Here is a 26,407-nt window from a genome sequence, read left to right on the forward strand (position 1 = left end):
CCCAACGGAGTCCCTCCTACATGACCACCACTTCCAACGCCCCGCAGGTCGCCATCAACGACATCGGCTCTGCCGAGGACCTGCTCGCCGCCATCGACGCGACCATCAAGTACTTCAACGATGGCGACCTCGTCGAGGGCACCGTCGTCAAGGTGGACCGCGACGAGGTCCTGCTCGACATCGGCTACAAGACCGAGGGCGTCATCCCGTCCCGCGAGCTGTCCATCAAGCACGACGTGGACCCGGACGAGGTCGTGGCCGTGGGCGACACCGTCGAGGCCCTGGTCCTCACCAAGGAGGACAAGGAGGGTCGCCTGATCCTCTCGAAGAAGCGCGCCCAGTACGAGCGCGCCTGGGGCGACATCGAGAAGATCAAGGAGGAGGACGGCGTCGTCGAGGGCACCGTCATCGAGGTGGTCAAGGGCGGCCTCATCCTCGACATCGGCCTGCGCGGCTTCCTCCCGGCCTCCCTCGTGGAGATGCGCCGCGTGCGCGACCTGGCCCCCTACATCGGCCAGAAGCTCGAGGCGAAGATCATCGAGCTGGACAAGAACCGCAACAACGTGGTCCTGTCCCGCCGCGCCTGGCTCGAGCAGACCCAGTCCGAGGTCCGCTCCAACTTCCTCCACAAGCTGGAGAAGGGCCAGGTCCGCAACGGCACCGTGTCCTCCATCGTCAACTTCGGCGCCTTCGTGGACCTGGGCGGCGTGGACGGCCTCGTGCACGTCTCCGAGCTGTCCTGGAAGCACATCGACCACCCGTCCGAGGTCGTCGAGGTGGGCCAGGAGGTCACCGTCGAGGTCCTCGAGGTGGACATGGACCGCGAGCGTGTCTCCCTGTCGCTGAAGGCGACCCAGGAGGACCCGTGGCAGCTCTTCGCCCGCACCCACGCCCTCGGCCAGGTCGTGCCGGGCAAGGTCACCAAGCTCGTGCCGTTCGGTGCGTTCGTCCGCGTGGAGGACGGCATCGAGGGCCTCGTGCACATCTCGGAGCTGGCCTCGCGCCACATCGACACCGCCGAGCAGGTCGTGTCGGTCAACGACGAGCTGTTCGTCAAGGTCATCGACATCGACCTCGAGCGTCGCCGCATCTCCCTGTCCCTCAAGCAGGCCAACGAGGGCGTGGACCCCGAGGGCACCGAGTTCGACCCGGCGCTCTACGGCATGGCCGCGGAGTACGACGAGGAGGGCAACTACAAGTACCCCGAGGGCTTCGACGTCGAGACCAACGAGTGGATGGAGGGCTTCGAGACCGAGCGCGCCGCCTGGGAGCAGCAGTACGCCGACGCTCAGGCCCGCTGGGAGGCCCACAAGGAGCAGGTGCGCCGCTCCCTCCAGGAGGAGGCCACCGCCGGCGCCGACGCCGGTGCGGGCCTGGGCGGCTCGTCCTACTCCTCCGAGGCCCCGTCCTCGGACGGAGGCACCCTGGCCTCCGACGAGGCCCTCGCCGCCCTGCGCGAGAAGCTCACCGGCAACTGATCGCCGCGGTGCGTGGCCGTCCCTGACGGTCCGCGCCGAGCACCCGACGCCCCGTCCCTCCCTCCGGAGGGGCGGGGCGTCGTCGCGTCCCGGGGGACCGGCCGCGGGGGAGCGGACGGGGCCCGGCGGCCGCGCTCAGCGGCGCTCGGAGACCGTCACGGTGAACGTGCGGTCGCGCGCCGTCTGCCGGGTCGGCCCGACGAGGTCCTCCAGCACCGACCGGTACCGCAGGTGCGAGTTCCAGACGCACCACAGCCGGCCGCCCGGCTCCAGCACCCGCGCCGCGGCCGCCACCAGCCGGTGGGCCACGGAGGGGTCCACGGCGTTGCCGTCGTGGAACGGGGGATTCAGGAGCACGCACTCCTCCGTCCCGTCCGGCCACGTGGCCAGCGCGTCGTCGCGCACGGCCCGGACGCGGTCCGCCACGCGGTTCGCACGGGCCGTGGCCAGCGTCGAGGCCACCGCCACGGCGGACTGGTCGGTGGCCACCACGGTGACGTGCGGCCACAGCCGCGCTGCCCCGACCGAGAGCAGCCCGTTGCCGCAGCCCAGGTCCACGACGCGCCCCGGCGGGCGCGGGTCGTCGGCGAGCGAGGCGAGCAGCAGACGGGAGCCCGGGTCGGCGGCGGCACCACCGAAGGCGCCGGCGTGGGCCACCAGATGCAGGCTCCCCACGCCGGGGACGTCGCGGTCGGCCTCCTCCGGTGGCCGGGGGGTCACGCCGGGACGCGGGCCCCGGGCCGTGAGCACGCGCGCCTTGCGGCGGCCCCGTCCGGCGACGACGTCCTCGAACGCCGCGCCGAGCACCGCGTTCATGCGCGGACTCATGTGCTTGTCGCGGCCGCCGGCCAGCAGGACCACGCCGGGGTCGGCCACGGCTGCGACGATCCGGGACAGCCGGTCGAGCTCGTCGAGCGAGCGGGGCAGCGGCAGCAGGACCGTCCGGGCGCCCCGGGCCGCCTCCTCAGGCGTGGCCGTTCGCTCGAGCTCGCCCGTCTCCCCGCCGAGGCGACCGGCGGCGCGCCACGCGGCGAGGTTCGCGTCCAGCGAGCGCTCGGCGGAGGCGTCGTCCTGGTGGATCCGGACGTCGTGGCCGGCCGTGAGCAGGGGCAGGGTCAGCGCGCCGTGCCGGTCCTCCAGGACGGCCACCGGGCCGGGGACGTGCCCGCTCGCGATCCACCCGGCCAGGGTGTCGAGCAGGAGCAGGTCCGCCGCGTCGTGGGCCTGGCGGTCGGGCTCGGTCGGCAGCGGCCACCGATCCAGCGCCGCGAAGTCCACGCCCGCGGTGAGGTCGTCCGGCAGCCCGCCACGGGCGACATCGGGGGTGACCCCCCGGGGCAACGGCTCACTCATGGTCCACCCAGTCCTCTCCGATCCGCTCCGCATGCCCCGCGCCGGCCGTGACGTCCGCGAGCCGCGCCGCGAACGCCGCGCGGGCCTCCTCGGTGTCCGGCACGCCGACCGTCAGGCGGACCCCCGCGGCGCCGTAGCTCGCCTCCAGCACGGACACGCCCGCCGCGCGCAGCTCGTTCTCCCACCGGCCGGCGTCGGTGTGGGGCGCCTCCACCGCGAGCAGGGCCAGCCGGGAGCGGGTGCGCAGCGGGGCGGCGTCGAGTGCCCCGGACACCGAGTCCGAGTAGGCGCGCACCAGGCCCCCGGCGCCCAGCTTGATCCCCCCGAACCAGCGCACGACGACGGCGCACACGTCCGTCAGGTCGGTCCGGCCCGGCGCGGTCTCGCGCTGGAGGACGGCCTCGAGCATGGGGACGCCGGCCGTGCCGGCGGGCTCGCCGTCGTCGCTGGAGCGCATCCGGTCCCGGGCGGGGCCGAGGACGAACGCGCTGCACACGTGCCGCGCGTCGTGGTGCCGGCGCCGCAGGACGGCGACCATCTCGCGCGCCTGCGCCTCGTCCTCGACGCGCCCGAGGTAGGTGAGGAAGCGGCTGCGGCGGATCTCCACCTCCCGTTCCAGCCAGCCGTCGGGGTCGCGGGCGGACGCCGGCAGGACCGTGCAGCGCGCGGTCGGGGCGGGGGCGGGATCGGGCATGACCCCACCCTAGGGGCTGGCCGAGGACGGGCACGCCGTCGAGCCCGGACGTGAGCTTCGGTACAGTGGAAGACCGTGCCACCCGGCACCGGCCCACCGGTGAGCGAGCACGCGTGCCGCCGCGGGCCTCCCACGACCCTGTCCCGGGAGACTCATGACTTCCCCGCTCACTCGCCTGCACGACACGTTGGGGCTCCGCACGAGTCCGGCGATCTTCTTCGGCTCGGCCGCCGCGGTCGTGCTCTTCACCGCCGCGATGGGCCTGTTCCCTGGCACGGTCCAGGCGGCCTTCGGCGTGGTCTCGAGCTGGCTGCGCTACGACGTCGGCTGGATCTACACCCTCAGCCTGACCCTGCTGGTGGCGTTCCTGTTCATCCTCGCCGTGACCCGGTACGGCCGGGTCAAGCTCGGCGACGACGACGCGGTGCCGGAGTACTCCGGCCTGACCTGGTTCGGCATGATGTTCGCCGCCGGCGTCGGCGCGGTGCTGATGTTCTGGGGCATCGCGGAGCCGATGAACCACTACGCCAACCCGCCCATGGCGGGGACGGAGCCGTTCTCCGACCGCGCGGCCTCGGAGGCCATGGCGATCGCGAACTTCCACTTCGGCATCCACATGTGGGCGATCCTGCTCGTCCCGGGCCTGTGCTTCGGCTACTTCACGTACAAGCGCAAGCTGCCCCCGCGCGTGTCCTCCGCCTTCCAGCCCCTCCTCGGCGATCGCATCCACGGCCCCATCGGCAAGACGATCGACATCATCGCCGTGGTCTCCACCGTGTTCGGCCTCGGCGTGTCCGTGGGCCTGGGCGCCCTGCAGATCAACGCGGGCATGAACTACGTGCTGGGCACCCCCGTGGCCGGCTGGGTCCAGGCGCTCATCCTGGCCGTCGTCACCGCCGTGGGCACGGCCTCCGTGCTGGTCGGCATGGACAAGGGCGTCAAGCGGCTGTCCTACGCCAACATCCTGCTGGCGATCGCCCTGCTCGTGTACGTCCTGATGTGGGCCGTCTCCAGCATGGACGTCATCCGCGGCACCGTGCAGGCGATCGGCGAGTACGCCTCCATGCTGCCCGTGCTCTCCACCTACAACGACACGTACAACTCGGGCCAGTGGTCCGGTGACTGGACCGTCTTCTACTGGGCCTGGACCGTCACGTGGGCGCCCTTCGTGGGGATGTTCTTCGCCCGCATCTCGCGCGGCCGCACCATCCGCTCCTTCATCGTGGCCGGCCTGGGCCTGCCCACGGCGTTCGTCATCATCTGGATGGGCATCTACGGCTACTCCGCGTTCCAGTCGGACCGCGCCACCGCGCCGGCGCCGGGCCAGGGCGGCGACCTCACGCAGACGATCGTCACCGACGGCAACGTCCAGGCCGCCCTGTTCCAGCACCTGCAGGGCATGCCGCTCTACACGGTGGCCGCGGTCGTGGCGCTCGTGGTCATCACGCTGTTCTTCATCACCTCGATCGACTCGGGTGCGCTCGTGATGGACGCGATGGCCAACGGCCACGAGGATGCGGCGCCCCGCCGCCAGTCCGTGTTCTGGGCCGTGTCCATCGGCGCGGTCTGCGCGGCCATCATCCTCACCGCGGGCGAGAACGGCCTGGCGGCGCTGCAGGAGGTCATCATCGTGATCGGCCTGCCCATCCTGCTCATCACCGTCACGCAGGCCGCACTGCTGCTGCAGGCCCTGCGCGAGGACGCGGGTGCCGCGCGGCCCATGCGGACCCGCCAGTGGAAGCAGGTGCTGCCGGTCGAGGAGTACCGCCGCCGCGCCACCGAGGACGGCGTGGACGTCTCGGACTTCGTGATCCGCCCCGAGTTCGAGGTCGGCACCGAGCCGGAGAACGACACGCACACCCCGAAGACGTGGCACCAGCAGCGCATCGACGCGGCCAAGGCCCTCGTCACCGTCGGCCTGACCGGCGGCATCGCCGCGGGCCGCACCGAGGTCGGCGCGGAGCTCGAGCGGCTGGGCGCCGTCGTCGTGGAGTTCGACGACCTGATGGGGGAGATCCTCGTGCCCGGCAACCCCGTGCTCGAGGAGCTCCGCTCGGTCTTCGGCGAGGACATCGTCCGCGCGGACGGCACCCTGGACGCGCGCACCCTCAACCGGCTCACCACCGAGAGCTCGACCGCCCGGACGCGCATGTACGAGATCGTCTCCCCGGCGGTGCGCGACGAGGCGAACCGCCGGGCCCGCGAGATCGGCGAGGACTCCGTGCTGGTGGTCGACCTGGCCCTGCTGGCCGAGACCGGCTCCGGACAGGACTTCGACCAGGTGCTGGCCGTCTCCGCTCCCGCCGAGGTGCGCGTCGCCCGGCTCATGGAGTCCCACGACATGACCCGCGAGCGGGCCTGGGCCTTCATCGACGAGGAGGCGGCGGACGAGGAGCGGGCCGAGATCGCGGACACCGTGATCGAGAACGACGGCTCGCTCGAGGACCTGCAGGAGGCCGTCCGGGCATACTGGGAGGCCAAGATCCAGCCTCAGCTCGAGGCCGCCCGAGGAGAGCGCGTATGACCGAGACCGACCCGGTGGCCGAACGGCCGCGCGTCCATGTGGGCCTGACCGGCGGGATCGCCGCCGGCAAGTCCGCGGTGGCCCGTGTCCTGCAGGAGCGTGGCGCGCTCCTGGTGGACTCGGACGCCCTCGCCCGGCTGGTCCTCGAGAAGGGCACCGACGGGCTGGCCGCCGTCCAGGACGAGTTCGGGGACCGCGTCATCACCGCGGACGGTGAGCTCGACCGCGTCGAGATGGCCCGCATCGTCTTCGGGGACGAGGGCGCCCGACAGCGCCTGAACCGCATCGTGCACCCCCGGATCCGGGCTGCGGCCCGGCGCATCGTCGCCGAGGCCGGGCCGGACGCCGTCGTGGTCCAGGACGTGCCGCTGCTGGTGGAGACCGGGCAGGCGGACGCGTTCGACCTCGTGATCGTGGTGGAGGCCCCGCTCGAGGAGCGCCTGCGCCGGATGGTGGAGGACCGCGGCATGAGCCGCGCGGACGCCGAGGCGCGGATCGCGGCCCAGGCCACGGACGAGCAGCGGCGCGCCGTCGCGGACGTGGTCATCGTCAACGACGCCGACCTCGAGCGGCTCGCGTCCGTGGCGAACCAGGTGTGGGACCGGTTCCTCGCCCCCGGCGCGGCTGAGCCCTCGGCGGACTGACCGCCGGGGTGTCCGGGGCGCGACGTAGGGTTCTGCCATGAGCCTGGCCCAGAAGATCAACCGCGTCGTCGCCCCGTTCGAGGTCATCTCCCCCTACCAGCCCTCCGGTGACCAGCCGAAGGCCATCGCCGAGCTCGCCGAGCGCGTGGAGGCGGGGGAGAAGGACGTCGTCCTGATGGGCGCCACCGGCACGGGCAAGTCGGCGACGACGGCGTGGCTCGTCGAGCGCCTCCAGCGGCCCACGCTGGTGATGGTGCAGAACAAGACGCTCGCGGCGCAGCTGGCCAACGAGTTCCGCGAGCTGCTGCCCAACAACGCGGTCGAGTACTTCGTCTCCTACTACGACTACTACCAGCCCGAGGCGTACGTCCCGCAGACGGACACCTTCATCGAGAAGGACTCCTCCATCAACGAGGAGGTCGAGCGGCTGCGCCACTCGGCCACGAACGCGCTGCTGACCCGGCGGGACGTGATCGTGGTGGCCACCGTCTCCTGCATCTACGGCCTCGGCACGCCCGAGGAGTACATCGAGCAGATGGTCACCCTGCGCCGCGGTGCGGAGATGGACCGGGACGTGCTCCTGCGGCGGTTCGTGCAGATGCAGTACGTGCGCAACGACGTCGACTTCCACCGCGGCACCTTCCGGGTGCGGGGGGACACCGTGGAGATCATCCCCATGTACGAGGAGCTCGCGGTGCGCATCGAGTTCTTCGGGGACGAGATCGAGTCCATCCAGACCCTGCACCCGCTCACCGGCCAGGTGGTGCGCGAGGAGGAGGAGATGTACATCTTCCCGGCCTCGCACTACGTGGCCGGCGACGAGCGCATGGGCCGGGCGATCACCACCATCGAGGACGAGCTGCGGGAGCGGCTGCAGGAGCTGGAGTCCCAGGACAGGCTCCTCGAGGCGCAGCGGCTGCGCATGCGCACCACGTACGACCTCGAGATGATGCAGCAGATGGGCTACTGCAACGGCATCGAGAACTACTCGCGCCACATCGACGGCCGTCCCGCCGGCTCCGCCCCGCACTGCCTGCTGGACTACTTCCCGGACGACTTCCTGCTCGTGGTGGACGAGTCCCACGTGACCATCCCGCAGATCGGCGCGATGTACGAGGGGGACATGTCCCGCAAGCGCACCCTCGTGGAGCACGGCTTCCGCCTGCCCTCGGCCATGGACAACCGCCCGCTGAAGTGGGATGAGTTCCTCGAACGGATCGGGCAGACCGTGTACCTCTCCGCGACGCCGGGCGCCTACGAGCTCGGCCAGGCGGACGGCTACGTCGAGCAGATCATCCGGCCCACCGGGCTGGTGGACCCGCAGGTGGTGGTCAAGCCGACCGAGGGCCAGATCGACGACCTGCTCGAGCAGATCCGGGTGCGCACGGCCAAGGACGAGCGCGTCCTGGTGACCACGCTGACCAAGCGCATGGCCGAGGACCTCACGGACTACCTGCTCGAGGCGGGGGTGAAGGTCGAGTACCTCCACTCGGATGTGGACACGCTGCGCCGCGTGGAGCTGCTGCGGGAGCTGCGCAAGGGCACCTTCGACGTGCTGGTGGGCATCAACCTGCTGCGCGAGGGCCTGGACCTGCCCGAGGTCTCGCTCGTGGCGATCCTGGACGCGGACAAGGAGGGGTTCCTGCGCTCCACCACCTCCCTCATCCAGACCATCGGCCGCGCCGCCCGCAACGTCTCCGGCGAGGTCCACATGTACGCCGACAACGTCACGGACTCCATGCGGCGGGCGATCGAGGAGACCGAGCGGCGCCGGGCCGTGCAGATCGCGTACAACGAGGAGCACGGGATCGACCCCCAGCCGCTGCGCAAGCGCATCGCGGACATCACGGACCAGCTGGCCCGGGAGGACGCGGACACCGCCGACTTCCTCAAGGGCATGGGCGGCGTGAAGTCCGGGTTCGACTTCGGCATGGGCCACCGAGGCCTCAGCTCGCTGGACCGGGACGCGACCACAGGGGAGGGCACCGAGGCTCCGGCGGTGGACCCGGCGTCGCTGCCCGCCAAGGACCTGGCCGATCTGATCGAGCAGATGTCGAAGCAGATGCACCAGGCGGCGGCGGACCTGCAGTTCGAGCTCGCCGCCCGCCTGCGCGACGAGGTCGGCGAGCTCAAGAAGGAGCTGCGGCAGATGAAGCGGGAGCAGTGACCACCCGGCATGATGCCGACCCAGGGTGTTATGAAAACACTGATGAATGTCGTCATATCAGTGATAGTGTGACGCCATGAGCGCAGCACCCCCGGTCGCGGCCGTGATCGCGGACATCGTCGGCTCCCGCGCCCTCCCGGACCGGGAGCGCGCGCAGGAGCAGATCCTGGCCGCCTTCGCGGCCGCGGAACAGGACGTCCCGCCGCTGCGCCCCGCCTGGGCCAGCGTCGGCGACGAGTTCCAGGCGCTGCACCGCACCTGGCCGGACGCGCTCCGGCTGACCGTCCGCGTCACGCTCGCCCTGCCCCCGGGCCTCGACCTGCGCTTCGGGATCGGCCTGGGGCAGCGGCGGGCCCTGGACGCCGGCGGAGACGGCATCGAGGACGGCACGGCCTGGTATCGGGCCCGCGAGGCCGTCGAGCACGCGCACGAGCGGGCCGCCGGCGCCGCGACCGCCTTCCGTGCCGCGGACCCGTCCCTCACCGCCGCCGTGGACGGGCTCGCCCTGCTGCGCGACCACGTCCTCGGCCGGCTCAAGGCCCGCGAACGCCGGATCGCCGCAGCCCTGCTGGGCGGGGCGACCCAGGCGGAGGCCGCACGGGCGGAGCGGATCACGCAGTCCGCGGTGTCGCAGACCGTCGCGCGGTCCGGGATCGGCCGGCTGCTCGAGCTGGACGCCGAGCTCGCCGCTGCGGCGACGGAGGTCGCGCCGTGACCGCCCTCGCACTGCTCGCCCTGGGGCTGCACGACCTGCTCGACGCCGTCCTGCCCGGCGCCTGGCCCGCCCCACGGCGGCGGTGGCTCGCCCGGGCCGGCGCGGCCGTGGCCGCCGTCCTCGCCGCGGTGCTGGTGGCCGTGCTGGCGCCGACCGGCGTGGCCGTCGCGGTGGGCGGCGGCCTGGTGTCCCTCGGCCTGCTGATGGGCTGGACGTGGCTGCACCCGGACCGGCCGCTCGGGGTGGTCGCGGTGGTGGCCGTGGTCGGCCTGGTGGCCGTGCTCGAGTCGACCCTGGCGCCCGCGGGCCTGCGCTCCGCGCCCCCGGCCCTCACGCTGTTGGCGGTGGCGCTGGCCCTGACCGAGACCGGCAACCGGGTCACCCGCGCGGTCCTCGCCCTGGCGGGCCGGCCCGCCGACGGAGGCGACGAGGAGGCGGAGGACCCCGCGGCGGAGCCCACGACCGTGCCGTCCGCCGCGCCCACGGACCCCGCGGCCGACGGCCTGCGCGGCGGTCGCTACATCGGGCCCATGGAGCGACTGCTCATGGTCGTCCTGGGGCTCGCGCAGGCCTATCCGGTGATCGCGGCCCTGATGGCGGCCAAGGGCATCGTGCGCTTCCCGGAGATCTCGGCGGACCGCGGCGCCGGCTCGCGCGCGGAGGAGTTCCTCATCGGCTCCCTCGCCAGTTGGGGCCTGGCCGCCGCCGGTGCCGTCGTCGTCTGGCTCGCCCTGGGCCTGACCGCTCCCGGCGCAGCCTGAGACCGGGCCCACCCGCGTCCGCGCGCGGGACCGCACCCGTCTACACTGGCGCGGCCCCCACGAAAGGAACCCCTCCATGGACGTGCTCAGTCCCGTCTTCGAGATCACGACCCTTGTGGTCCTCGGCGTCATCCTCCTGCTCGACCTGCTGTACGTCGCGCGCCGCCCCCACGAGCCCTCCATGTAGGAGGCCGGCCTGTGGATCGGGTTCTACGTGGCGCTGGCGCTGGTCTTCGCGGGGCTGCTCTTCGCCCTGGGCGATGCACAGCACGGCACCGAGTTCCTCGCCGGCTGGGTCACCGAGTACAGCCTCAGCGTGGACGACCTGTTCGTGTTCCTCATCATCATGGCCACGTTCCAGGTGCCCCGCCGCTACCAGCAGGAGGTGCTGATGGTGGGCATCATCATCACGCTGATCGCCCGCGCGGTGTTCATCGCGGTCGGCGCCGTCGCCATCGAGCACCTGACGTGGGTGTTCTACATCTTCGGCGCCTTCCTGCTCTGGACCGCCTGGCAGCAGCTCAAGGACGACGGCGAGGACGAGGAGTCCGAGCCGGGCGTCGTGGCCCGCCTGACCCGCCGCCTCAACGTGGCCCCCGACTACGACGGCAACCGACTGCGCACCACCGTGGACGGCCGGCGCATGTTCACCCCCATGGTGGTCGTGTTCATCACGATCGGCCTGACGGACGTGATGTTCGCGGTGGACTCCATCCCGGCGATCTTCGGCCTCACCCAGAACTGGTTCATCGTCCTGACCGCCAACATCTTCGCCCTCATGGGCCTGCGCCAGCTCTACTTCCTGCTGGGCGGGCTCATGGACCGTCTCGTGTTCCTCAAGCACGGGCTCGCGTTCATCCTCGCCTTCATCGGCGTCAAGCTCGTCTTCCACGCCCTGCACGAGAACGAGCTGCCCTTCATCAACGGCGGCCACCCGGTGACAGCCGTCCCGGAGATCTCCACGTTCGTCTCCCTCGGCGTCATCGTCGGCACCCTGGTGCTGGCCACCGTGGCGTCGCTGACCCGCGGCCCGCACCAGCGGGCCCGACGACGCCCCGCTCCGCCCGCCGCGGGTCGGGGCGTCGTCGTGCGACCGGGTAGACTGACCGGCGACGTAGGGGAGTATCCCGAACACTGTGGACGTCAGCACGCCGCGGCCGCCGAGAGCGCGCCGCCGGCCGGACACAGGGGCCCGGGCCGCGGTCGCGGCGGGCGGAGAGACTTGCGGCACCGTCCCGACCCCTGACGCCGAGAGGTGACCCGTGGAAATCAACGGCCTGACCTGGGGCCTGACGATCGCGCTGATCGTCGGCCTCCTCGCATTCGACTACTTCGCCCATGTCCGCAAGGCGCACACGCCGACGATCCGGGAGGCCGCGATCTGGTCCGGCGTCTACGTCGGCCTCGCGCTCATCTTCGGCCTCGTGTTCTTCGCCTTCGGCGACACCCAGCACGCGGTCGAGTACTACACCGGCTACCTGCTGGAGAAGGCGCTCAGCGTCGACAACCTGTTCGTCTTCCTGGTCATCATGGCCAGCTTCCGCGTGCCCCGCGACTACCAGCAGAAGGTGCTGCTGTTCGGCATCACGTTCGCGCTGATCTCGCGCACCTTGTTCATCCTGCTGGGCGCCGCCGTCATCGCCGCGTGGTCGGACGTGTTCTACCTCTTCGGCCTGTTCCTGCTGATCATCGCCGGCGGCCAGCTCAAGGGCGAGATGTCCGGCGACGCCGAGGGCGCCCAGGACGAGGCGGACAACGTGATGGTCCGCCTCGTCAAGCGGTTCCTGCCCGCCTCCGAGCAGTTCGACGGCGACCGCCTCTTCACGACGGTGGACGGCAAGCGCCTCATGACGCCGATGCTCCTCGTGATGATCGCGATCGGCGCCACGGACATCCTCTTCGCCTTCGACTCCATCCCCGCGATCTTCGGCGTGACCCAGGAGGCGTACATCGTCTTCACCGCCACGGCGTTCTCGCTCATGGGCCTGCGCCAGCTGTACTTCCTGATCGACGGCCTGCTCGACCGCCTCGTCTACCTGGCCTACGGGCTCTCCGCGCTGCTGGCGTTCATCGGCGTGAAGCTGATCCTGCACGCCCTGCACGAGAACAACCTGCCGTTCATCAACGGCGGCGAGAACGTGCCCGTCGTCGAGATCCCCACGACGCTGTCCCTCGTGGTCGTCGTCGTGATCCTGGCGATCACCGTGGCGATCTCCCTGGCCTCGCCGAAGGGCCAGGCCCTGCGGGCGCTGCAGAACGCCGAGAAGTACTCGTACCGGTACTCGAAGCTGCCCGAGGACGCCGACCCGGCCGAGCGCGAGCGCGCCGCCGCCCTGATGGATCGCTGGACGGCCCGGGCCGAGGCCGTGGACCAGCGCTGGCGCGACCAGCTGCTCGAGCACAAGGACGCGTGGTCGGCCATCATCCGCACGGCCCACGAGACCCGGCTCGCCGATCCCCGTGACGACGACGCGCGCGGGGTCTCCGAGCAGATCGTGCGGCAGGACGGGCCCACCGTCTGAGCCGATCACGGCGCCGGGGAGCCCTCCGCCGGCGCCCGGGCCCCCGGGCCGGTCAGTCGACCGGGTCGGGGGCCGTCGTCGTCCCGGCGCCGTCCGGCGCGGTCATCGCCAGGAGCCGGTCGAGGATCGCCGGCCCGTCGTCGGCGATGCCGTCGTGGTGGAAGGCGCCGGTCTCCCACACCCGCAGGCCGCGGACGCGCCGCGCGGTCTCGATCGAGAGGTCCCGGTCCACGTACACGTCGTCCGCGTAGACGGCGGCGGCCACGGGGACGGTGTTCTGCGCCAGGGAGGCCACGTCGTAGAGCGGGCCCCACTGCGTGCGCTCGGCGAGCAGCCGCGCCGTGCCGGCCAGGGGCCGCAGCCGGGGGTCGACCTCGACGGACCAGGGCATGACGTGTTCGCCCGTGGGCAGCGGGACCGTGGTCGCCTCCGGGTCGAAGTCCGGGTGCTCGGCGAGCATCCGGGACGCCGACCAGCCGGTGTCCGCCCGGCCGCCGGCCAGGTCCGCCGGCTGCGCGTAGATCGCCTCGTGCAGCACGGTGTAGAGCGGGTTGACGAGGCGGTCGTCCTGGTCGGCGACGGCGGCCAGGAACGTCTCGGACAGGCGCGGCGCGGGCCCGGTGCGGTCCACGGCCTCGGCGAGGACCCAGTGCAGGCGGTCCACGCGGGTGTTGCCGCCCAGCAGCATGCCCAGGGCCTGGGCCCGTCCCACGGTGAGCGGCCCGCCGCCGGGCAGGGGGATCGGGGCGCCCGCGTCCTCGGCGGCGCGGATCAGCCCCACGGCCTCCGCCCACGCGTCGCGGTCGGCCGGGTGCCGGTCGAAGAACTCCTCGGCGCGGGCCCGCATCCGGGCGTAGGTGGCCCGGTAGACCCGGTCGGCGTGGCCGGTGAGCGGGGCGAGGCCGCCGGTCACCAGGCTGCGCTGCAGGCCCTCGGGGTGGAAGGAGAGGTAGCTCAGCGTGCAGAACCCGCCGAAGCTCTGGCCCAGTGTGGTCCACGGCCCGGCGCCGAGGGCGAGGCGCAGCATCTCGGCGTCCCGCACGATCGAGGGCGCCCGCAGGTGCACCAGGTGCTCGGCGCGCGCCTCGTCCGTGGCGAAGGCGCCCGGGGCGGTCAGGGTCGCCACAGTGGCCGGGGTCGAACGCCCCGTGCCGCGCTGGTCCAGCAGCAGCACGCGGTGGCTCTCGGCCAGCGCGCCGAGCCAGCCGCTCAGGCGCGCCGGGCGGGGCCCGGCACTGCCGGGGCCACCCTGGAGGTACAGGGCCCAGGGGCGCTCGCCCTCGGGGTCGTCCTTCGCCCGGATCTCGCGGGCGAAGACGGTCAGCGTGCCGCGCCCGTGCGGCCCGACGCCGGTGCCCGCCGCGTCCTGCGCCTCGGCCTCGGCGAGGCCCAGCGCGTGGTCGATCGGCACCGAGAACCAGTGGTCCACCGTGACGGTGCCGTCGTAGAGCTCGGTGCGCTCGCCCACGCGGTGGCGGGCCGGCTCGAGGGGAGCGAAGCCGCGCGGGTCGCCCGCCACGGGCCGTCCTGCCGCCCGAGCGTCCCCGGCGCTCACAGGCCCCACCCGGACTCGGGCGCGCCCACGGAGACCACCCGGATCACGGGATGGCCCGCCTCGTCGGAGGCGTCCAGGTCGACCACGGCGTTGATCCCGTGGTCCAGGTCCCCGTCCGGGTCCTTCAGGACCTGCCGCACCGCCCACCAGCGCGGGCCGGCCAGCTCCAGCGGGGCGGCGACGTCGGGGGCCGCGGCCACGCGGAACAGCTCGGGGCCGCGCGCGGCGGGGCCGTCGTCGATGTCCTCGTGGTCGTCGAAGTAGGCGTCGAGGGCGTCGGCCCAGTCGTCGGCGGACAGCTCGCCGGACAGGCGCGCGAGCGCCTCGTCCCGCTCGTCGCCGAACAGGCGCACCCGCTGGAACATCGCGTTGCGGACCATCACCCGGAACACGGGCTCGTTGTCCGTCAGGCGAGGCGGCGCCGGCGGCTCGAGCGCCTCCATGTCCCGGCGCAGCTCGTCGATGTCCCCGGCCACCAGGTCCTCCCACTCCTCCAGGAGGGACGAGTCGGTCTGCTTCACCATCTCGTCGAGCCAGTCCAGCAGCACCTGGAGATCCTCGGTGCGGGCCGCCTCGGGCACCGTGTGGCGCAGCGCCTTGACCGCGTCCGTGAGGTAGCGCAGCAGCACGCCCTCGGACCGGGCGATCCCGTAGAACCGCACGTAGTCGCCGAAGCCCATGGCCCGCTCGAACATGTCGCGCACCACGGACTTGGGGGTCAGCTCGAACTCCGCGAGCCACGGGGCGTCCTGCCGGTAGAGCTCGAACTGCTGCTCGAGGAGCTCGGCCAGCGGCCGCGGGTGGGTGATCTCGTCGAGGGCCCGCATGCGGTCGTTGTAGTCCATGCCCTCGGCCTTCATGGCGGCCACGGCCTCGCCCTTGGCGTGCTTGACCTGGGCGGAGAGCACCTGGCGCGGCGGGTCGAGGGTCGCCTCGATCACGGAGACCACGTCGAGCGCGTGGTCGGGATCGGCCGGGTCCAGCAGGTCGAGCGCGGCGAGGGCGAAGGGGGAGAGCGGCTGGTTGAGCGCGAAGTCCGGCTGCAGGTCCACCGTGAGGTCCACGGTGCGGCCCTCGGCGTCCGGCTCGGGCAGACGCTCGACGACGCCCGTGGCCAGCAGCTCCCGGAAGATCCCGAGCGCGCGGCGCATGAGCACCGCCTGGCGGGCCGGGGTCTCGTGGGTGCCGCGCAGCAGGCGCCGGACCGCGATCACCGGGTCGCCGGGCCGGTCGAGGATGTTCAGCAGCATGGAGTGCGTGATCCGCATGCGGGAGACCAGCGGCTCCGGCTCGGCGGAGACGAGGCGCTCGAACGTCGCCGGCCCCCACGAGACGAAGCCGGCCGGCGGGGTCTTGCGCTTGCCGGACTTCACGGACTGCTTCATGCGCTTGGCCCGCTCGGCCTCGTCCTTGACGTTCGCGAACTTCGCCGCGGCCTTGCGCTCGGCCGCCTTGTTCTCGATCACGTGCTCGGGGGCCTGGACCACCACGGTGCCGGAGGTGTCGAAGCCGGCCCGGCCCGCCCGGCCGGCGATCTGGTGGAACTCGCGGGCCTGGAGCAGGCGGGTCTTCTCGCCGTCGAACTTGGAGAGCGCGGTGAGCAGCACGGTGCGGATCGGCACGTTGATCCCGACGCCCAGCGTGTCCGTGCCGCAGATGACCTTGAGCAGCCCGTCCTGGGCCAGCTTCTCCACGAGGCGGCGGTACTTGGGCAGCATGCCCGCGTGGTGCACGCCGATGCCCGCCCGGACGAGGCGGTTCAGGGTGTGCCCGAAGCCCGCGGAGAAGCGGAAGCCGGCGATCCGCGCGGCGATCGCCTCCTTCTCCTCCCTGGACGTCACCGAGATCGAGGACAGACCCTGGGCCGTCTCCACGGCGTCCAGCTGCGAGAAGTGCACGATGTACACCGGTGCCTGGTGGGTGCCCACGAGCTCCTCGACCTTCTCCTGCAGCGGCACCTCGGACCACTCGAACGTCAGCGGGATGGGGCGCTGCGCGTGGGCGACGACGGCGACCTCGCGCCCGGTGCGCTCGGTCAGGTCCGCCTCGAGGCGGGTCGTGTCGCCGAGGGTGGCCGACATCAGCAGGAACCGGGCCTGCGGCAGCTCGAGGAGGGGCACCTGCCAGGCCCAGCCGCGGGAAGGGTCCGCGTAGTAGTGGAACTCGTCCATCACCACGGTGCCGATCTCCATGCCCGAGCCCTCGCGCAGCGCGCGGTTGGCGAGGATCTCGGCCGTGCAGCAGATGATCGGCGCGTCACCGTTGACGGTGGAGTCACCCGTGACCATGCCCACGTTCTCCGCGCCGAACACGTCCACCAGCGCGAAGAACTTCTCCGAGACGAGCGCCTTGATCGGCGCCGTGTAGTAGGAGACGGCGTCGTGGGCGAGCGCGTCGGCGTGCGCGGCCAGCGCCACCAGGGACTTGCCGGAGCCGGTGGGCGTCGCCAGGATCACGTGCCGGCCCTGGACCAGCTCGAGGGCGGCCTCCTCCTGGGCGGGGTAGAGCGAGATCCCGCGGTCCTCGGTCCAGGCCGCGAAGGCCCCGAAGACGTCGTCGGCGTCCGGGGCCGGCGGGAGCGCGTCGATGCGGTCGGTCAGCGAGGGCGGGTTCGTGGCGGCAGAAGTCATCGCCCCCAGGGTATCGGCCGCTCCGCGCGATACGGTGCCGCCATGAGTCAGATCGCGCCCGAGAGCCCGCACCCGGACACCGACGCCGTCGTGGGGGACGTGACCGGCCGACAGGGCGGGGGGTTCACCTGGGATCCCGCGCAGTACGAGGGCTTCGCCGAACACCGCGCCCGCCCCTTCCACGACCTGGTGGGGCGCGTGCGCGCCGAGGCCCCGCGCGTCGTGGTGGACCTGGGCTGCGGCCCGGGGACCCTGACCCGGACGCTGGCCGAGCGCTGGCCGGACGCCGAGGTGATCGGTCTGGACGACTCGCCCGCCATGCTGGAGCGGGCCCGGGAGCAGGCGGCCCGCACGGGCGCCCCCGCCAACCTGCGCTTCGAGGCGGTCGACGCCTCGCAGTGGCGCCCGTCGGGGGCGACGGACGTCGTGGTGTCCAACGCGATGCTCCAGTGGATCCCGACGCACCGTCGCCTGATCCGGCGCTGGCTCGGGGACCTCACGCCGGGGGCGTGGTTCGCGGCGCAGATCCCGCGGCCCTACGAGCAGCCCTCCCACGCGGCGATCGTGGCGCTGGCGGAGGACCCGGCCTTCTCCGAGCCGCTGCACGGGGTGGCGACGACCCGCACCGTGGCGCCGCCCGAGGAGTACACGCGGCTATTCCTCGAGGCGGGGTGGTCCCCGGTCGTCTGGGAGACGGAGTACCAGCAGGTGCTGACGGGCGAGGACCCGGTGTTCCGGTGGACCTCCGGCGCGGCCCTGCGACCGAGCCTGCAGGCCCTGGCCCGCTGGGACGCCGAGGAGGGCGCCGCCGAGGGCGCCGGGCTGCTCGAGGCGTTCGTGGACCGGTACCGCGCCGCCATGCGCGAGGCGTACCCGCCGGTGCCCGGTGTCACGGCCGACGACGGCGGCCCGGTCACGATCTTCCCGGCCCGGCGCCTGTTCATGGCGGGGCAGAAGCCGGCCTGACGCTGGGCCCGGGACCGCCCGGGCGCACCGTCACCAGCCGCGCTCGGCCCACTCCGGCAGGTGGGGGCGCTCGGCGCCCAGGGTCGTGGAGGCGCCGTGGCCGGGGTGGACCACCACGTCGTCGTCGAACGCGTCGAAGATCCGATCGCTCACGTCCGTGAACAGCTGACGGAACCGGCCGTCGTCGCCCTCGGTGTTGCCCACCCCGCCCGGGAAGAGGGAGTCGCCGGTGAAGAGCACGGCCGGCTCGTCCGCCTCGGGGCGGCACACCAGCGCGATGGACCCGGGCGTGTGGCCGCGCAGGGCCACCACCTCGAGCCGGAGCCCGTCCGCCCCCACGGTGTCCCCGTGGCGCAGGCGCACGTCGGGGGCGACCCCCGTGGCCTCGGCGATCGCGTCGGCGTCGTCCTCGCCGGCCGCCGTGCGGGCCCCGGTCAGGGAGGCCAGCGCCGGCAACGCGCGCACGTGGTCCCAGTGTCGATGCGTGGTGACGATCATCTCGAGGCGCGGCTCGCACGGGGTGTCGTCCGCGGCCGAGGCGATGAGGTCGCGGATGGCCTCGGCCTCGGCGGCGGCGTCGATCAGCACCTGCGCCCCCGTGGTCTTGGAGGTGAGCAGGTACACGTTGTTGTCCATCTCCGACACGGAGCAGGTGCGCACCGTGGCGGCGGGCAGATCGTGCAGGAGGCGGTTCCGGGCGGTCTCGGGCATGCGCAACAGTGTACGGACGGGGCGGTGAGGCGCCAGGGCGGGCCCGGCCCGCGGTGGGTTCGCCCACAGGCGAGACCCCGGTGTCGTGTCCGTACCCGCCCCTATGCTGGCCGCGTGCCCAAGAACTCCTCCACCACCGTCTCCTCCGCCGTCGAGGCCCACCCCGGCGGCCTCGCCTCCGGCCCCGGCGGCGCGCGCTCGGGCGAGCGGGACCGCATCGTCGTCCAGGGCGCCCGCGAGCACAACCTGAAGGACGTGGACGTCAGCTTCCCGCGGGACGCCATGGTCGTGTTCACGGGTCTGTCCGGCTCGGGCAAGTCCTCCCTGGCCTTCGACACGATCTTCGCCGAGGGCCAGCGACGCTACGTCGAGTCGCTCTCCTCCTACGCCCGCATGTTCCTGGGCCGGGTGGACAAGCCGGACGTGGACTTCATCGAGGGCCTGTCCCCGGCCGTGTCCATCGACCAGAAGTCGACCAACCGCAACCCGCGCTCCACGGTGGGGACCATCACCGAGATCTACGACTACATGCGCCTGCTCTGGGCGCGTGTCGGGGTGCCGCACTGCCCGCAGTGCGGCGAGCCGGTGAGCCGGCAGACCCCGCAGCAGATCGTGGACCAGCTCGAGGAGCTGCCCGAGCGCACCCGCTTCCAGGTGCTCGCGCCCGTGGTCCGCGGCCGCAAGGGCGAGTTCGTGGACCTGTTCAAGGACCTGTCCACGCAGGGCTTCGCCCGCGCCGTCGTGGACGGGGAGACCGTCCAGCTCTCGGACCCGCCCGTGCTGAAGAAGCAGGTCAAGCACACCATCGCCGTCGTCGTGGACCGCCTCGCCATGAAGGAGGGCATCCGCCAGCGCCTCACCGACTCGGTGGAGACCGCCCTGAAGCTGGCGGACGGCCTCGTCGTGGCCGAGTTCGTGGACGTGGAGCCGGTCGCCGAGAAGGGCAGGAAGAACACCGCGGAGTTCGGCGGGCGGGACGCCGAGGGCAACCCCCGGTACCGCTCGTTCTCCGAGAAGCTCTCCTGCCCCAACGGGCACGAGCAGACCGTGGACGAGATCGAGCCGCGCTCGTTCTCCTTCAACAACCCGTTCGGCGCGTGCCCCGAGTGCACCGGCATCGGCTCCCGTCTGCAGGTGGACCCGGACCTCGTCGTCGCCAACGACGAGCTGTCCCTGCGCGAGGGCGCCGTCGTGCCGTGGTCGCTCGGCAAGTCCACCTCGGACTACTGGCTGCGCGTGCTCGGCGGGCTGGGCAAGGAGATGGGCTTCTCCCTGGACACCCCGTGGAAGGACCTGACGGAGGCGGAGCGCGACGCCGTCCTGCACGGCAAGGACTTCAAGGTGGAGGTGACGTTCCGCAACCGGTTCGGCCGCGAGCGCCGCTACACCACGGGCTTCGAGGGCGTCATCCCCTACGTGATGCGCAAGCACGGGGAGACCGAGTCGGACGGCGCCCGCGAGCGCTACGAGTCGTTCATGCGGGAGATCCCGTGCCCGGCGTGCCACGGGGCCCGCCTCAACCCCACGGTCCTGAACGTGCTCGTGGGCGGCCTGTCCATCGCGGACGCCACCCGCCTGCCCATGCGGGAGGCCATGGAGTTCTTCTCGGGGCTGCGGCTGACGGACCGGGAGCGGCAGATCGCGGACCAGGTGCTCAAGGAGATCCTGGCCCGGCTGGCGTTCCTGCTGGACGTCGGCCTGGAGTACCTCAACCTGGAGCGGCCGGCCGGCACCCTCTCTGGAGGCGAGGCCCAGCGCATCCGCCTGGCCACGCAGATCGGCTCCGGGCTGGTCGGCGTCCTCTACGTGCTCGACGAGCCGTCCATCGGCCTGCACCAGCGGGACAACCGCCGCCTCATCGAGACCCTCCTGCGCCTGCGGGACCTCGGCAACACCCTCATCGTCGTCGAGCACGACGAGGACACGATCGCCGAGGCGGACTGGATCGTGGACATCGGTCCTCGCGCGGGCGAGCACGGGGGCGAGGTCGTGCACTCGGGCTCCCTGGCGGATCTCAAGGCGAACACGCGGTCCGTCACCGGCGACTACCTCTCCGGGCGCCGCTCCATCGCGGTGCCGGAGCGGCGTCGCGTCCCGGAGAAGGGGCGCGTGCTGACGGTCCGCGGCGCCCAGGAGAACAACCTGAAGGACGTCTCGGTGGAGGTCCCGCTCGGGGTCCTCACGGCCGTGACGGGTGTGTCCGGCTCGGGCAAGTCCACGCTGATCAACGAGATCCTCTACAAGGTCCTGGCCAACCGGCTCAACGGCGCCAAGCTCGTGCCCGGCCGGCACCGGTCCGTGGAGGGGCTCGAGCACCTGGACAAGGTGGTCCACGTGGACCAGAGCCCCATCGGGCGCACGCCGCGCTCCAACCCCGCCACCTACACCGGCGTGTTCGACGCGATCCGCAAGCTCTTCGCAGAGACCCCCGAGGCGAAGGTCCGGGGCTACCAGCAGGGCCGGTTCTCCTTCAACATCAAGGGCGGGCGCTGCGAGGCGTGCGCGGGGGACGGCACGCTGAAGATCGAGATGAACTTCCTGCCGGACGTCTACGTGCCGTGCGAGGTGTGCCACGGGGCCCGGTACAACCGGGAGACGCTCGAGGTCACCTACAAGGGCAAGAACATCGCCGAGGTCCTCGACATGCCGATCGAGGAGGCCGCGGACTTCTTCAGCGCGTACACCCGCATCTCGCGGTACCTGGACACGCTCGTCGACGTCGGTCTGGGCTACGTCCGCCTGGGCCAGCCCGCCACCACGCTCTCGGGCGGCGAGGCCCAGCGCGTGAAGCTGGCGGCCGAGCTCCAGAAGCGCTCCAACGGCCGCACCATCTACGTGCTGGACGAGCCGACCACGGGGCTGCACTTCGACGACATCCGCAAGCTCCTGCACGTGCTCCAGTCCCTCGTGGACAAGGGCAACACGGTGCTCACCATCGAGCACAACCTCGACGTCATCAAGAGTGCCGACCACGTGATCGACCTCGGCCCCGAGGGCGGCTCCGGGGGCGGCACGATCGTGGCCGCGGGCACGCCGGAGGAGGTCGCACACGTCGCGGAGAGCCACACGGGCCGGTTCCTCGCGGAACTGCTCGCGTAGCATGGACCCCGCCCACGCAGGACGCGGACGAAGGAGAGCCATGGCGACGTCGGAGCCCGTGCGCAGGAGCGCCGCCGCGCTCCTGCGGCTCACCTGCCGCCCCGAGGTCGTCGGCATGGAGCACGTCCCTGCGCGGGGCCCCTTCGTCATGGCCTCCAACCACCTGTCCTTCGTCGACTCGGTGATCCTCCAGGCCCTCGCCCCCCGCCCGGTCCACTTCTTCGCCAAGGAGGAGTACTTCACGGGCACGGGCCTGCGGGGCCGCGTCCGGCGGCGGTTCTTCGAGTCCGTGGGCTCCGTCCCCGTCCGCCGGGGCGAGCAGGCCGCCTCCGTGGCCGCGCTCGAGTCCCTCGTGGGCCTGCTCGAGTCCGGCCAGGGCGTCGGCATCTACCCGGAGGGCACCCGCAGCCGCGACGGCCGCCTCTACCGCGGCCGCACCGGTGCGGCCTGGCTGGCCCTGGCCACGGGCGCACCCGTGGTGCCCGTGGGCCTCGTCGGCACGCAGCACCTCCAGCCGCCGGACACGAACGGCTTCCGTCCCCACCGGTTCTCCGTGCGCGTGGGCGCGCCCCTGGACTTCGGCCACCCCGGGCGTCGACACACCCTGCCGCAGCGCCGCGACGCGACGGCGGCGATCATGGACGCCATCGGCGCGCTCTCGGGGCAGGAGCGCGTGGACGCCTACAACGCCGCCCCGGGTGCCCGTGGCTGATCCGGCCTCCTACCGCCCGGCTCCGGGCGAGATCTCCACGTCGCCCGGCGTCTACCGCTTCCGCGACGCGGACGGACGCGTCGTCTACGTCGGCAAGGCGAAGAACCTGCGCGCCCGCCTGAGCTCCTATTTCCAGGACCCCGCCCGGCTGGCCACCAAGACCCGGACCATGGTGTTCACGGCGGCCGCGGTCGAGTGGACCGTCGTCGGCTCCGAGCTGGAGGCGCTCCAGCTCGAGTACACGTGGATCAAGGAGTACCGCCCCCGGTTCAACATCATGTACCGGGACGACAAGTCGTACCCGTACCTGGCCGTGACCATGAACGAGCAGTTCCCGCGCGTCCAGGTGATGCGCGGCGACCGGAAGCCCGGCGTGAAGTACTTCGGCCCGTTCCACCCGGCCAAGGCGATCCGCGAGACCGTGGACCTGATGCTGCGCGTCTTCCCGGTCCGCACGTGCTCGGCCGGCGTGTTCAAGCGGGCCCGCGCCCAGGACCGGCCGTGCCTGCTCGGCTACATCGGCAAGTGCTCGGCGCCCTGCGTGGGCCGGATCAGCCCGGCGGACCATCGCGCGCTGGCCCAGGACTTCTGCGACTTCATGGCCGGGGACGCGAACCGGTTCATCCGCGAGCTGGAGAAGGCCATGGCCCGTGCCGTCGAGGAGCTGCGCTACGAGGACGCGGCCCGGCTGCGGGACGACATCGCCGCGCTGCGCCGCGTGTTCGAGCGCAACGCCGTGGTGCTGCCGGAGAACACGGAGGCGGACATCTTCGCCCTGCACGCGGACGAGCTGGAGGTCGCGGTGCAGGTGTTCCACGTCCGGCAGGGACGCATCCGCGGCCAGCGCGGCTGGGTCATGGAGCGCGTGGAGGACGTCGCCGAGCCGGAGATGGTCGCGCACCTGCTCCAGCAGGTCTACGGCGACCTCGAGGGGCCGGAGCGCATCCCGCACGAGATCCTCGTCCCGGTCGAGCCCGACGACGCCGCACAGCTCACCGAGTGGCTCTCGGGCCTGCGCGGGTCCCGGGTCGCCGTGCGCGTGCCCCGGCGGGGCTCGAAGGCGGACCTCATGGAGACCGTCCGGGAGAACGCGGAGATGGCCCTCAAGCTGCACAAGTCGCGGCGGTCCGGGGACCTCACCACCCGCTCCGCCGCCCTGCGGGAGCTGCAGGAAGCCCTGGAGATCACCGAGCCCCTGCTGCGCATCGAGTGCTACGACATCTCCCACTCCCAGGGCACCAACGTGGTCGGCTCGATGGTCGTCATGGAGGACGGGCTGCCGAAGAAGAAGGACTACCGCCGCTTCAACGTCACGGGGGAGGCCGCCCGGGACGACACGGCGTCCCTGCGCGACGTCCTGCGGCGCCGCTTCGCCCGCCTGGCCAAGGAGCGCGCGGAGGGCGCCCCGCTCTCCGGTCAGGTCGAGGGGGGCGATCAGGAGGCGGGGCGCCGCTTCGCGTACCCGCCCTCGCTCGTGGTGGTCGACGGCGGCCCGCCCCAGGTGGCCGCGGCCGCGGCGGTCCTCGCGGAGCTGGGCCTGGACGACCTGCCCGTGGTCGGGCTGGCCAAGCGGCTCGAGGAGGTGTGGCTGCCGGGCGACGAGTTCCCGGTGGTCCTGCCGCGCACCTCGGAGGGCCTGTACCTGCTCCAGCGCATCCGTGACGAGTCGCACCGGTTCGCGATCGCGGGCCACCGCAGCCGGCGGTCCAAGGCGATGACCGTCTCCGCCCTGGACGGGATCCCGGGCCTGGGCCCGGCCAAGCGCACCGCGCTGCTGAACCACTTCGGCTCCGTCGCCGAGATCCGGGCCGCCGGCGTGGACCGGCTGACCGAGGTCGCCGGCATCGGGCCGCGGCTGGCCGAGGCCGTCCACACGGCGCTCACGGCCGACACGCCCGCGGATACAGTGGAGTCATGACCGAGGAGACCCTCCAGCCGGAGAAGCCGCCGACATCCGAGGTGCTCGTGATCGCCGGGATGTCCGGCGCCGGACGGACCACCGCCGCGCACGCGCTCGAGGACCACGGCTGGGACGTGGTGGAGAACATGCCGCCGGCCCTGTTCGGCACGCTGGCCGAGCTCATCGCCCGCTCGCCGGAGGCGTTCCCGCGCCTGGCGATCGTGGTGGACGTGCGCTCGCGCTCCTACTTCGAGGAGCTGTACGCCGCCCTGCAGCACCTGGCCAACAGCGGAGTGGAGTATCGCACCGTGTTCCTCGATGCGGAGGACCACGTCCTCCTGCAACGCTTCGAGGCCGGCCGCCGCCCCCACCCGATGCAGGGCAACGCCCGGCTGCTGGACGGCATCCGCGCGGAGCGGGACGTCGTCGAGCCGCTCAAGGCGCGTGCCGACGTCGTGGTGGACACCACCGAGCTGAACGTGCACGGCCTGGCCACGGAGATCACCGAGCTGTTCTCGGAGTCCGGCCCCGTCACGCTGCGCCTGACCATCATGAGCTTCGGGTTCAAGTACGGCGTCCCGGCGGACGCGAACTTCGTGGCGGACATGCGCTTCATCCCCAACCCCCACTGGGTGCCGGCGCTGCGTCCGCACACGGGCACGGAGGCCGCGGTCGCGGACTACGTGCTCTCCCGCCCCGGTGTCGAGGACTTCCTGCGCACGTACGTCGCCATGCTGGGGCCGGTGTTCGAGGGCTACCGGCGGGAGAACAAGCACTACGCTACGCTCGCCATCGGCTGCACGGGCGGCAAGCACCGCTCCGTGGCCGTCGCCGAGGAGCTGGCCCGGCGCCTGGCCCAGGTGCCCCACGTCACGGTGCACGTCCAGCACCGGGACATGGGGCGCGAATGACGTCCCCGCTCACCGGCCAACTGCCCCTGCCGCCCGGGATGGGTTCGGAAGGGCGCGGGGTGGGTGCGGGCATGTCCCGCCCCACGGCCCGCGTCACCGCCCTCGGCGGCGGCCACGGCCTCTCCGCGTCCCTCGCGGCCCTGCGGCACGTGGCCGGGCACCTCACGGCCATCGTCACGGTGGCGGACGACGGTGGCTCCTCCGGCACCATCCGCCGGGAGATGGCGGTGCTGCCGCCCGGCGACCTCCGCATGGCGCTGGCCGCCCTGTGCGACGACACCGACTGGGGTCGGACCTGGGCCCACGTCATGCAGCACCGCTTCCGCTCCACCGAGGTGCCCGCCGACCAGGCCACCCTGGACAACCACGCGCTCGGGAACCTCCTGATCGTCGCCCTCTGGGAGCTGCTGGGCGACCCGGTGGACGGGCTGCGCTGGGCCGGCGCCCTGCTGCGGGCGCACGGTGAGGTCCTGCCGGTCTCGCGGGTGCCGCTGACCATCGGCGGGGACGTGCTCAGCGCCGGCCCGGACGGCCGCCTGCGCACCCGATGCGTGGAGGGCCAGGTGGCCCTCGCGGTCGCCGCGTTCGAGGGGCGCGTCACCGACGTCCGCCTGAGCCCGTCCGACGCCCCCGCCACCCCGGAGGCGCTCTCGGCGATCGAGCTGGCCGACTGGGTGGTGCTCGGACCCGGCTCGCTGTACACGTCGGTGCTGCCGCACCTGCTGATGCCGGACGTGCGCGCGGCCCTCGCCGCCACCACCGCCCGGCGCCTCATGGTGCTGAACCTGCGCACGGGAGACCAGGAGACCACCGGCCTCACCCACGCCGACCACCTCAAGGTGCTGCGCTCCTATGCGCCGGACCTCCGGCTGGACGTGGTGATCGCCGACGTGGACGCGGTCACCGACCGGGCGGCGGTGGAGGCCGAGGCGGCCCGGATGGGCGCGCGCGTGGCGTTCAGTAGAGTGAGCAGTGCCCAGGATCCCCAGGTCCACGACCCGCTGCGCCTGGCCGTCGCGATCGACGAGGCGATGACCCACTGACGCGCGCACCTCGCCGAGAAGG

18 protein-coding genes and 1 pseudogene are annotated in these 26,407 nt (G+C 72.5%); 14 read left to right on the plus strand and 5 right to left on the minus strand.

Translation table 11 applies throughout. The features are described from left to right. Positions 1 to 20: 20 nt before the first annotated feature. Positions 21 to 1,478, plus strand: a complete 1,458-nt coding sequence (gene rpsA / locus J1M37_RS08795) for a 30S ribosomal protein S1 (RefSeq protein WP_036315338.1) — start codon at positions 21 to 23, stop codon at positions 1,476 to 1,478. 135 nt (positions 1,479 to 1,613) lie between these two features. Here the strand turns inward: rpsA and J1M37_RS08800 are convergent, their stop codons facing one another. Both J1M37_RS08800 and J1M37_RS08805 read right to left on the minus strand, forming a co-directional pair. Next, positions 1,614 to 2,831, minus strand: coding sequence for a class I SAM-dependent methyltransferase (locus tag J1M37_RS08800; RefSeq protein WP_241250975.1), 1,218 nt, complete (start codon positions 2,829 to 2,831; stop codon positions 1,614 to 1,616). Next, the gene (locus J1M37_RS08805) at positions 2,824 to 3,525 is read right to left on the minus strand and encodes an IMPACT family protein (RefSeq protein WP_036315334.1); all 702 of its coding nucleotides are present in this window, start codon (positions 3,523 to 3,525) and stop codon (positions 2,824 to 2,826) included. The genes J1M37_RS08800 and J1M37_RS08805 overlap by 8 nt, the downstream gene beginning before the upstream one ends. 154 nt (positions 3,526 to 3,679) lie before the next feature. Here J1M37_RS08805 and coaE (J1M37_RS08810) point away from each other — a divergent pair, with 154 nt between their 5' ends. The 7 genes and pseudogenes from coaE (J1M37_RS08810) to J1M37_RS08845 all read left to right on the plus strand — a co-directional run bounded on the left by coaE (J1M37_RS08810) (position 3,680) and on the right by J1M37_RS08845 (position 12,858). After that, positions 3,680 to 6,049 carry a dephospho-CoA kinase gene (coaE, locus tag J1M37_RS08810; protein WP_206452449.1) on the plus strand — a complete coding sequence of 790 codons (2,370 nt, stop codon included), beginning with the start codon at positions 3,680 to 3,682 and terminating at the stop codon, positions 6,047 to 6,049. Next, positions 6,046 to 6,693, plus strand: coding sequence for a dephospho-CoA kinase (gene coaE, locus J1M37_RS08815; protein WP_036315330.1), 648 nt, complete (start codon positions 6,046 to 6,048; stop codon positions 6,691 to 6,693). The genes coaE (J1M37_RS08810) and coaE (J1M37_RS08815) overlap by 4 nt, the downstream gene beginning before the upstream one ends. Before the next feature lie 37 nt (positions 6,694 to 6,730). Continuing rightward, positions 6,731 to 8,860: an excinuclease ABC subunit UvrB gene (gene uvrB / locus J1M37_RS08820; protein WP_049147864.1), complete on the plus strand. Its 2,130-nt coding sequence runs from the start codon at positions 6,731 to 6,733 to the stop codon at positions 8,858 to 8,860. Between the two features lie 76 nt (positions 8,861 to 8,936). Next, entirely contained in the window at positions 8,937 to 9,575 is a 639-nt protein-coding gene (locus tag J1M37_RS08825; RefSeq protein WP_044658956.1) for a SatD family protein, read from the plus strand. Then, complete coding sequence (locus J1M37_RS08830) at positions 9,572 to 10,336, plus strand: hypothetical protein (protein ID WP_122054304.1); 765 nt, start codon at positions 9,572 to 9,574, stop codon at positions 10,334 to 10,336. Before J1M37_RS08825 ends, J1M37_RS08830 begins: the two co-directional genes overlap by 4 nt. Before the next feature lie 76 nt (positions 10,337 to 10,412). Then, positions 10,413 to 11,384: pseudogene (locus J1M37_RS08835) on the plus strand (TerC/Alx family metal homeostasis membrane protein); the annotation flags it as partial. 214 nt (positions 11,385 to 11,598) lie between these two features. Then, complete coding sequence (locus J1M37_RS08845; protein ID WP_144826485.1) at positions 11,599 to 12,858, plus strand: TerC family protein; 1,260 nt, start codon at positions 11,599 to 11,601, stop codon at positions 12,856 to 12,858. Positions 12,859 to 12,910: 52 nt separating this feature from the next. Here the strand turns inward: J1M37_RS08845 and J1M37_RS08850 are convergent, their stop codons facing one another. Next, complete coding sequence (locus J1M37_RS08850; protein ID WP_206452450.1) at positions 12,911 to 14,377, minus strand: alpha/beta fold hydrolase; 1,467 nt, start codon at positions 14,375 to 14,377, stop codon at positions 12,911 to 12,913. Between the two features lie 32 nt (positions 14,378 to 14,409). Next, the gene (locus J1M37_RS08855; RefSeq protein ID WP_036382743.1) at positions 14,410 to 17,043 is read right to left on the minus strand and encodes a DEAD/DEAH box helicase; all 2,634 of its coding nucleotides are present in this window, start codon (positions 17,041 to 17,043) and stop codon (positions 14,410 to 14,412) included. Positions 17,044 to 17,085: 42 nt separating this feature from the next. Here J1M37_RS08855 and J1M37_RS08860 point away from each other — a divergent pair, with 42 nt between their 5' ends. After that, the gene (locus tag J1M37_RS08860; protein WP_036382741.1) at positions 17,086 to 18,009 is read left to right on the plus strand and encodes a methyltransferase domain-containing protein; all 924 of its coding nucleotides are present in this window, start codon (positions 17,086 to 17,088) and stop codon (positions 18,007 to 18,009) included. Positions 18,010 to 18,039: 30 nt separating this feature from the next. On the opposite strand, the gene J1M37_RS08865 is transcribed toward J1M37_RS08860, so the two are convergent. Continuing rightward, positions 18,040 to 18,720, minus strand: coding sequence for an MBL fold metallo-hydrolase (locus J1M37_RS08865; protein ID WP_206452451.1), 681 nt, complete (start codon positions 18,718 to 18,720; stop codon positions 18,040 to 18,042). A 114-nt stretch (positions 18,721 to 18,834) separates the two neighbouring features. Between J1M37_RS08865 and uvrA the strand changes: the two genes are divergently transcribed. The 5 genes from uvrA to J1M37_RS08890 are packed head-to-tail and all read left to right on the plus strand — an operon-like array spanning position 18,835 to position 26,385. Further along, positions 18,835 to 21,819 carry an excinuclease ABC subunit UvrA gene (gene uvrA / locus J1M37_RS08870; protein ID WP_036315307.1) on the plus strand — a complete coding sequence of 995 codons (2,985 nt, stop codon included), beginning with the start codon at positions 18,835 to 18,837 and terminating at the stop codon, positions 21,817 to 21,819. A gap of 40 nt (positions 21,820 to 21,859) precedes the next feature. Beyond that, positions 21,860 to 22,531: a lysophospholipid acyltransferase family protein gene (locus J1M37_RS08875; protein WP_036315306.1), complete on the plus strand. Its 672-nt coding sequence runs from the start codon at positions 21,860 to 21,862 to the stop codon at positions 22,529 to 22,531. Continuing rightward, positions 22,524 to 24,449: an excinuclease ABC subunit UvrC gene (uvrC, locus tag J1M37_RS08880; RefSeq protein ID WP_180949559.1), complete on the plus strand. Its 1,926-nt coding sequence runs from the start codon at positions 22,524 to 22,526 to the stop codon at positions 24,447 to 24,449. The genes J1M37_RS08875 and uvrC overlap by 8 nt, the downstream gene beginning before the upstream one ends. After that, positions 24,446 to 25,342: an RNase adapter RapZ gene (gene rapZ / locus J1M37_RS08885; RefSeq protein ID WP_036315303.1), complete on the plus strand. Its 897-nt coding sequence runs from the start codon at positions 24,446 to 24,448 to the stop codon at positions 25,340 to 25,342. The genes uvrC and rapZ overlap by 4 nt, the downstream gene beginning before the upstream one ends. Beyond that, positions 25,339 to 26,385, plus strand: a complete 1,047-nt coding sequence (locus J1M37_RS08890) for a gluconeogenesis factor YvcK family protein (RefSeq protein WP_036315301.1) — start codon at positions 25,339 to 25,341, stop codon at positions 26,383 to 26,385. Before rapZ ends, J1M37_RS08890 begins: the two co-directional genes overlap by 4 nt. Positions 26,386 to 26,407: the final 22 nt, after the last annotated feature.

The organism is Micrococcus sp. KRD012, assembly GCF_017168555.1.
In the GTDB taxonomy this organism is placed as follows: Bacteria; Actinomycetota; Actinomycetes; order Actinomycetales; family Micrococcaceae; genus Micrococcus; species Micrococcus luteus.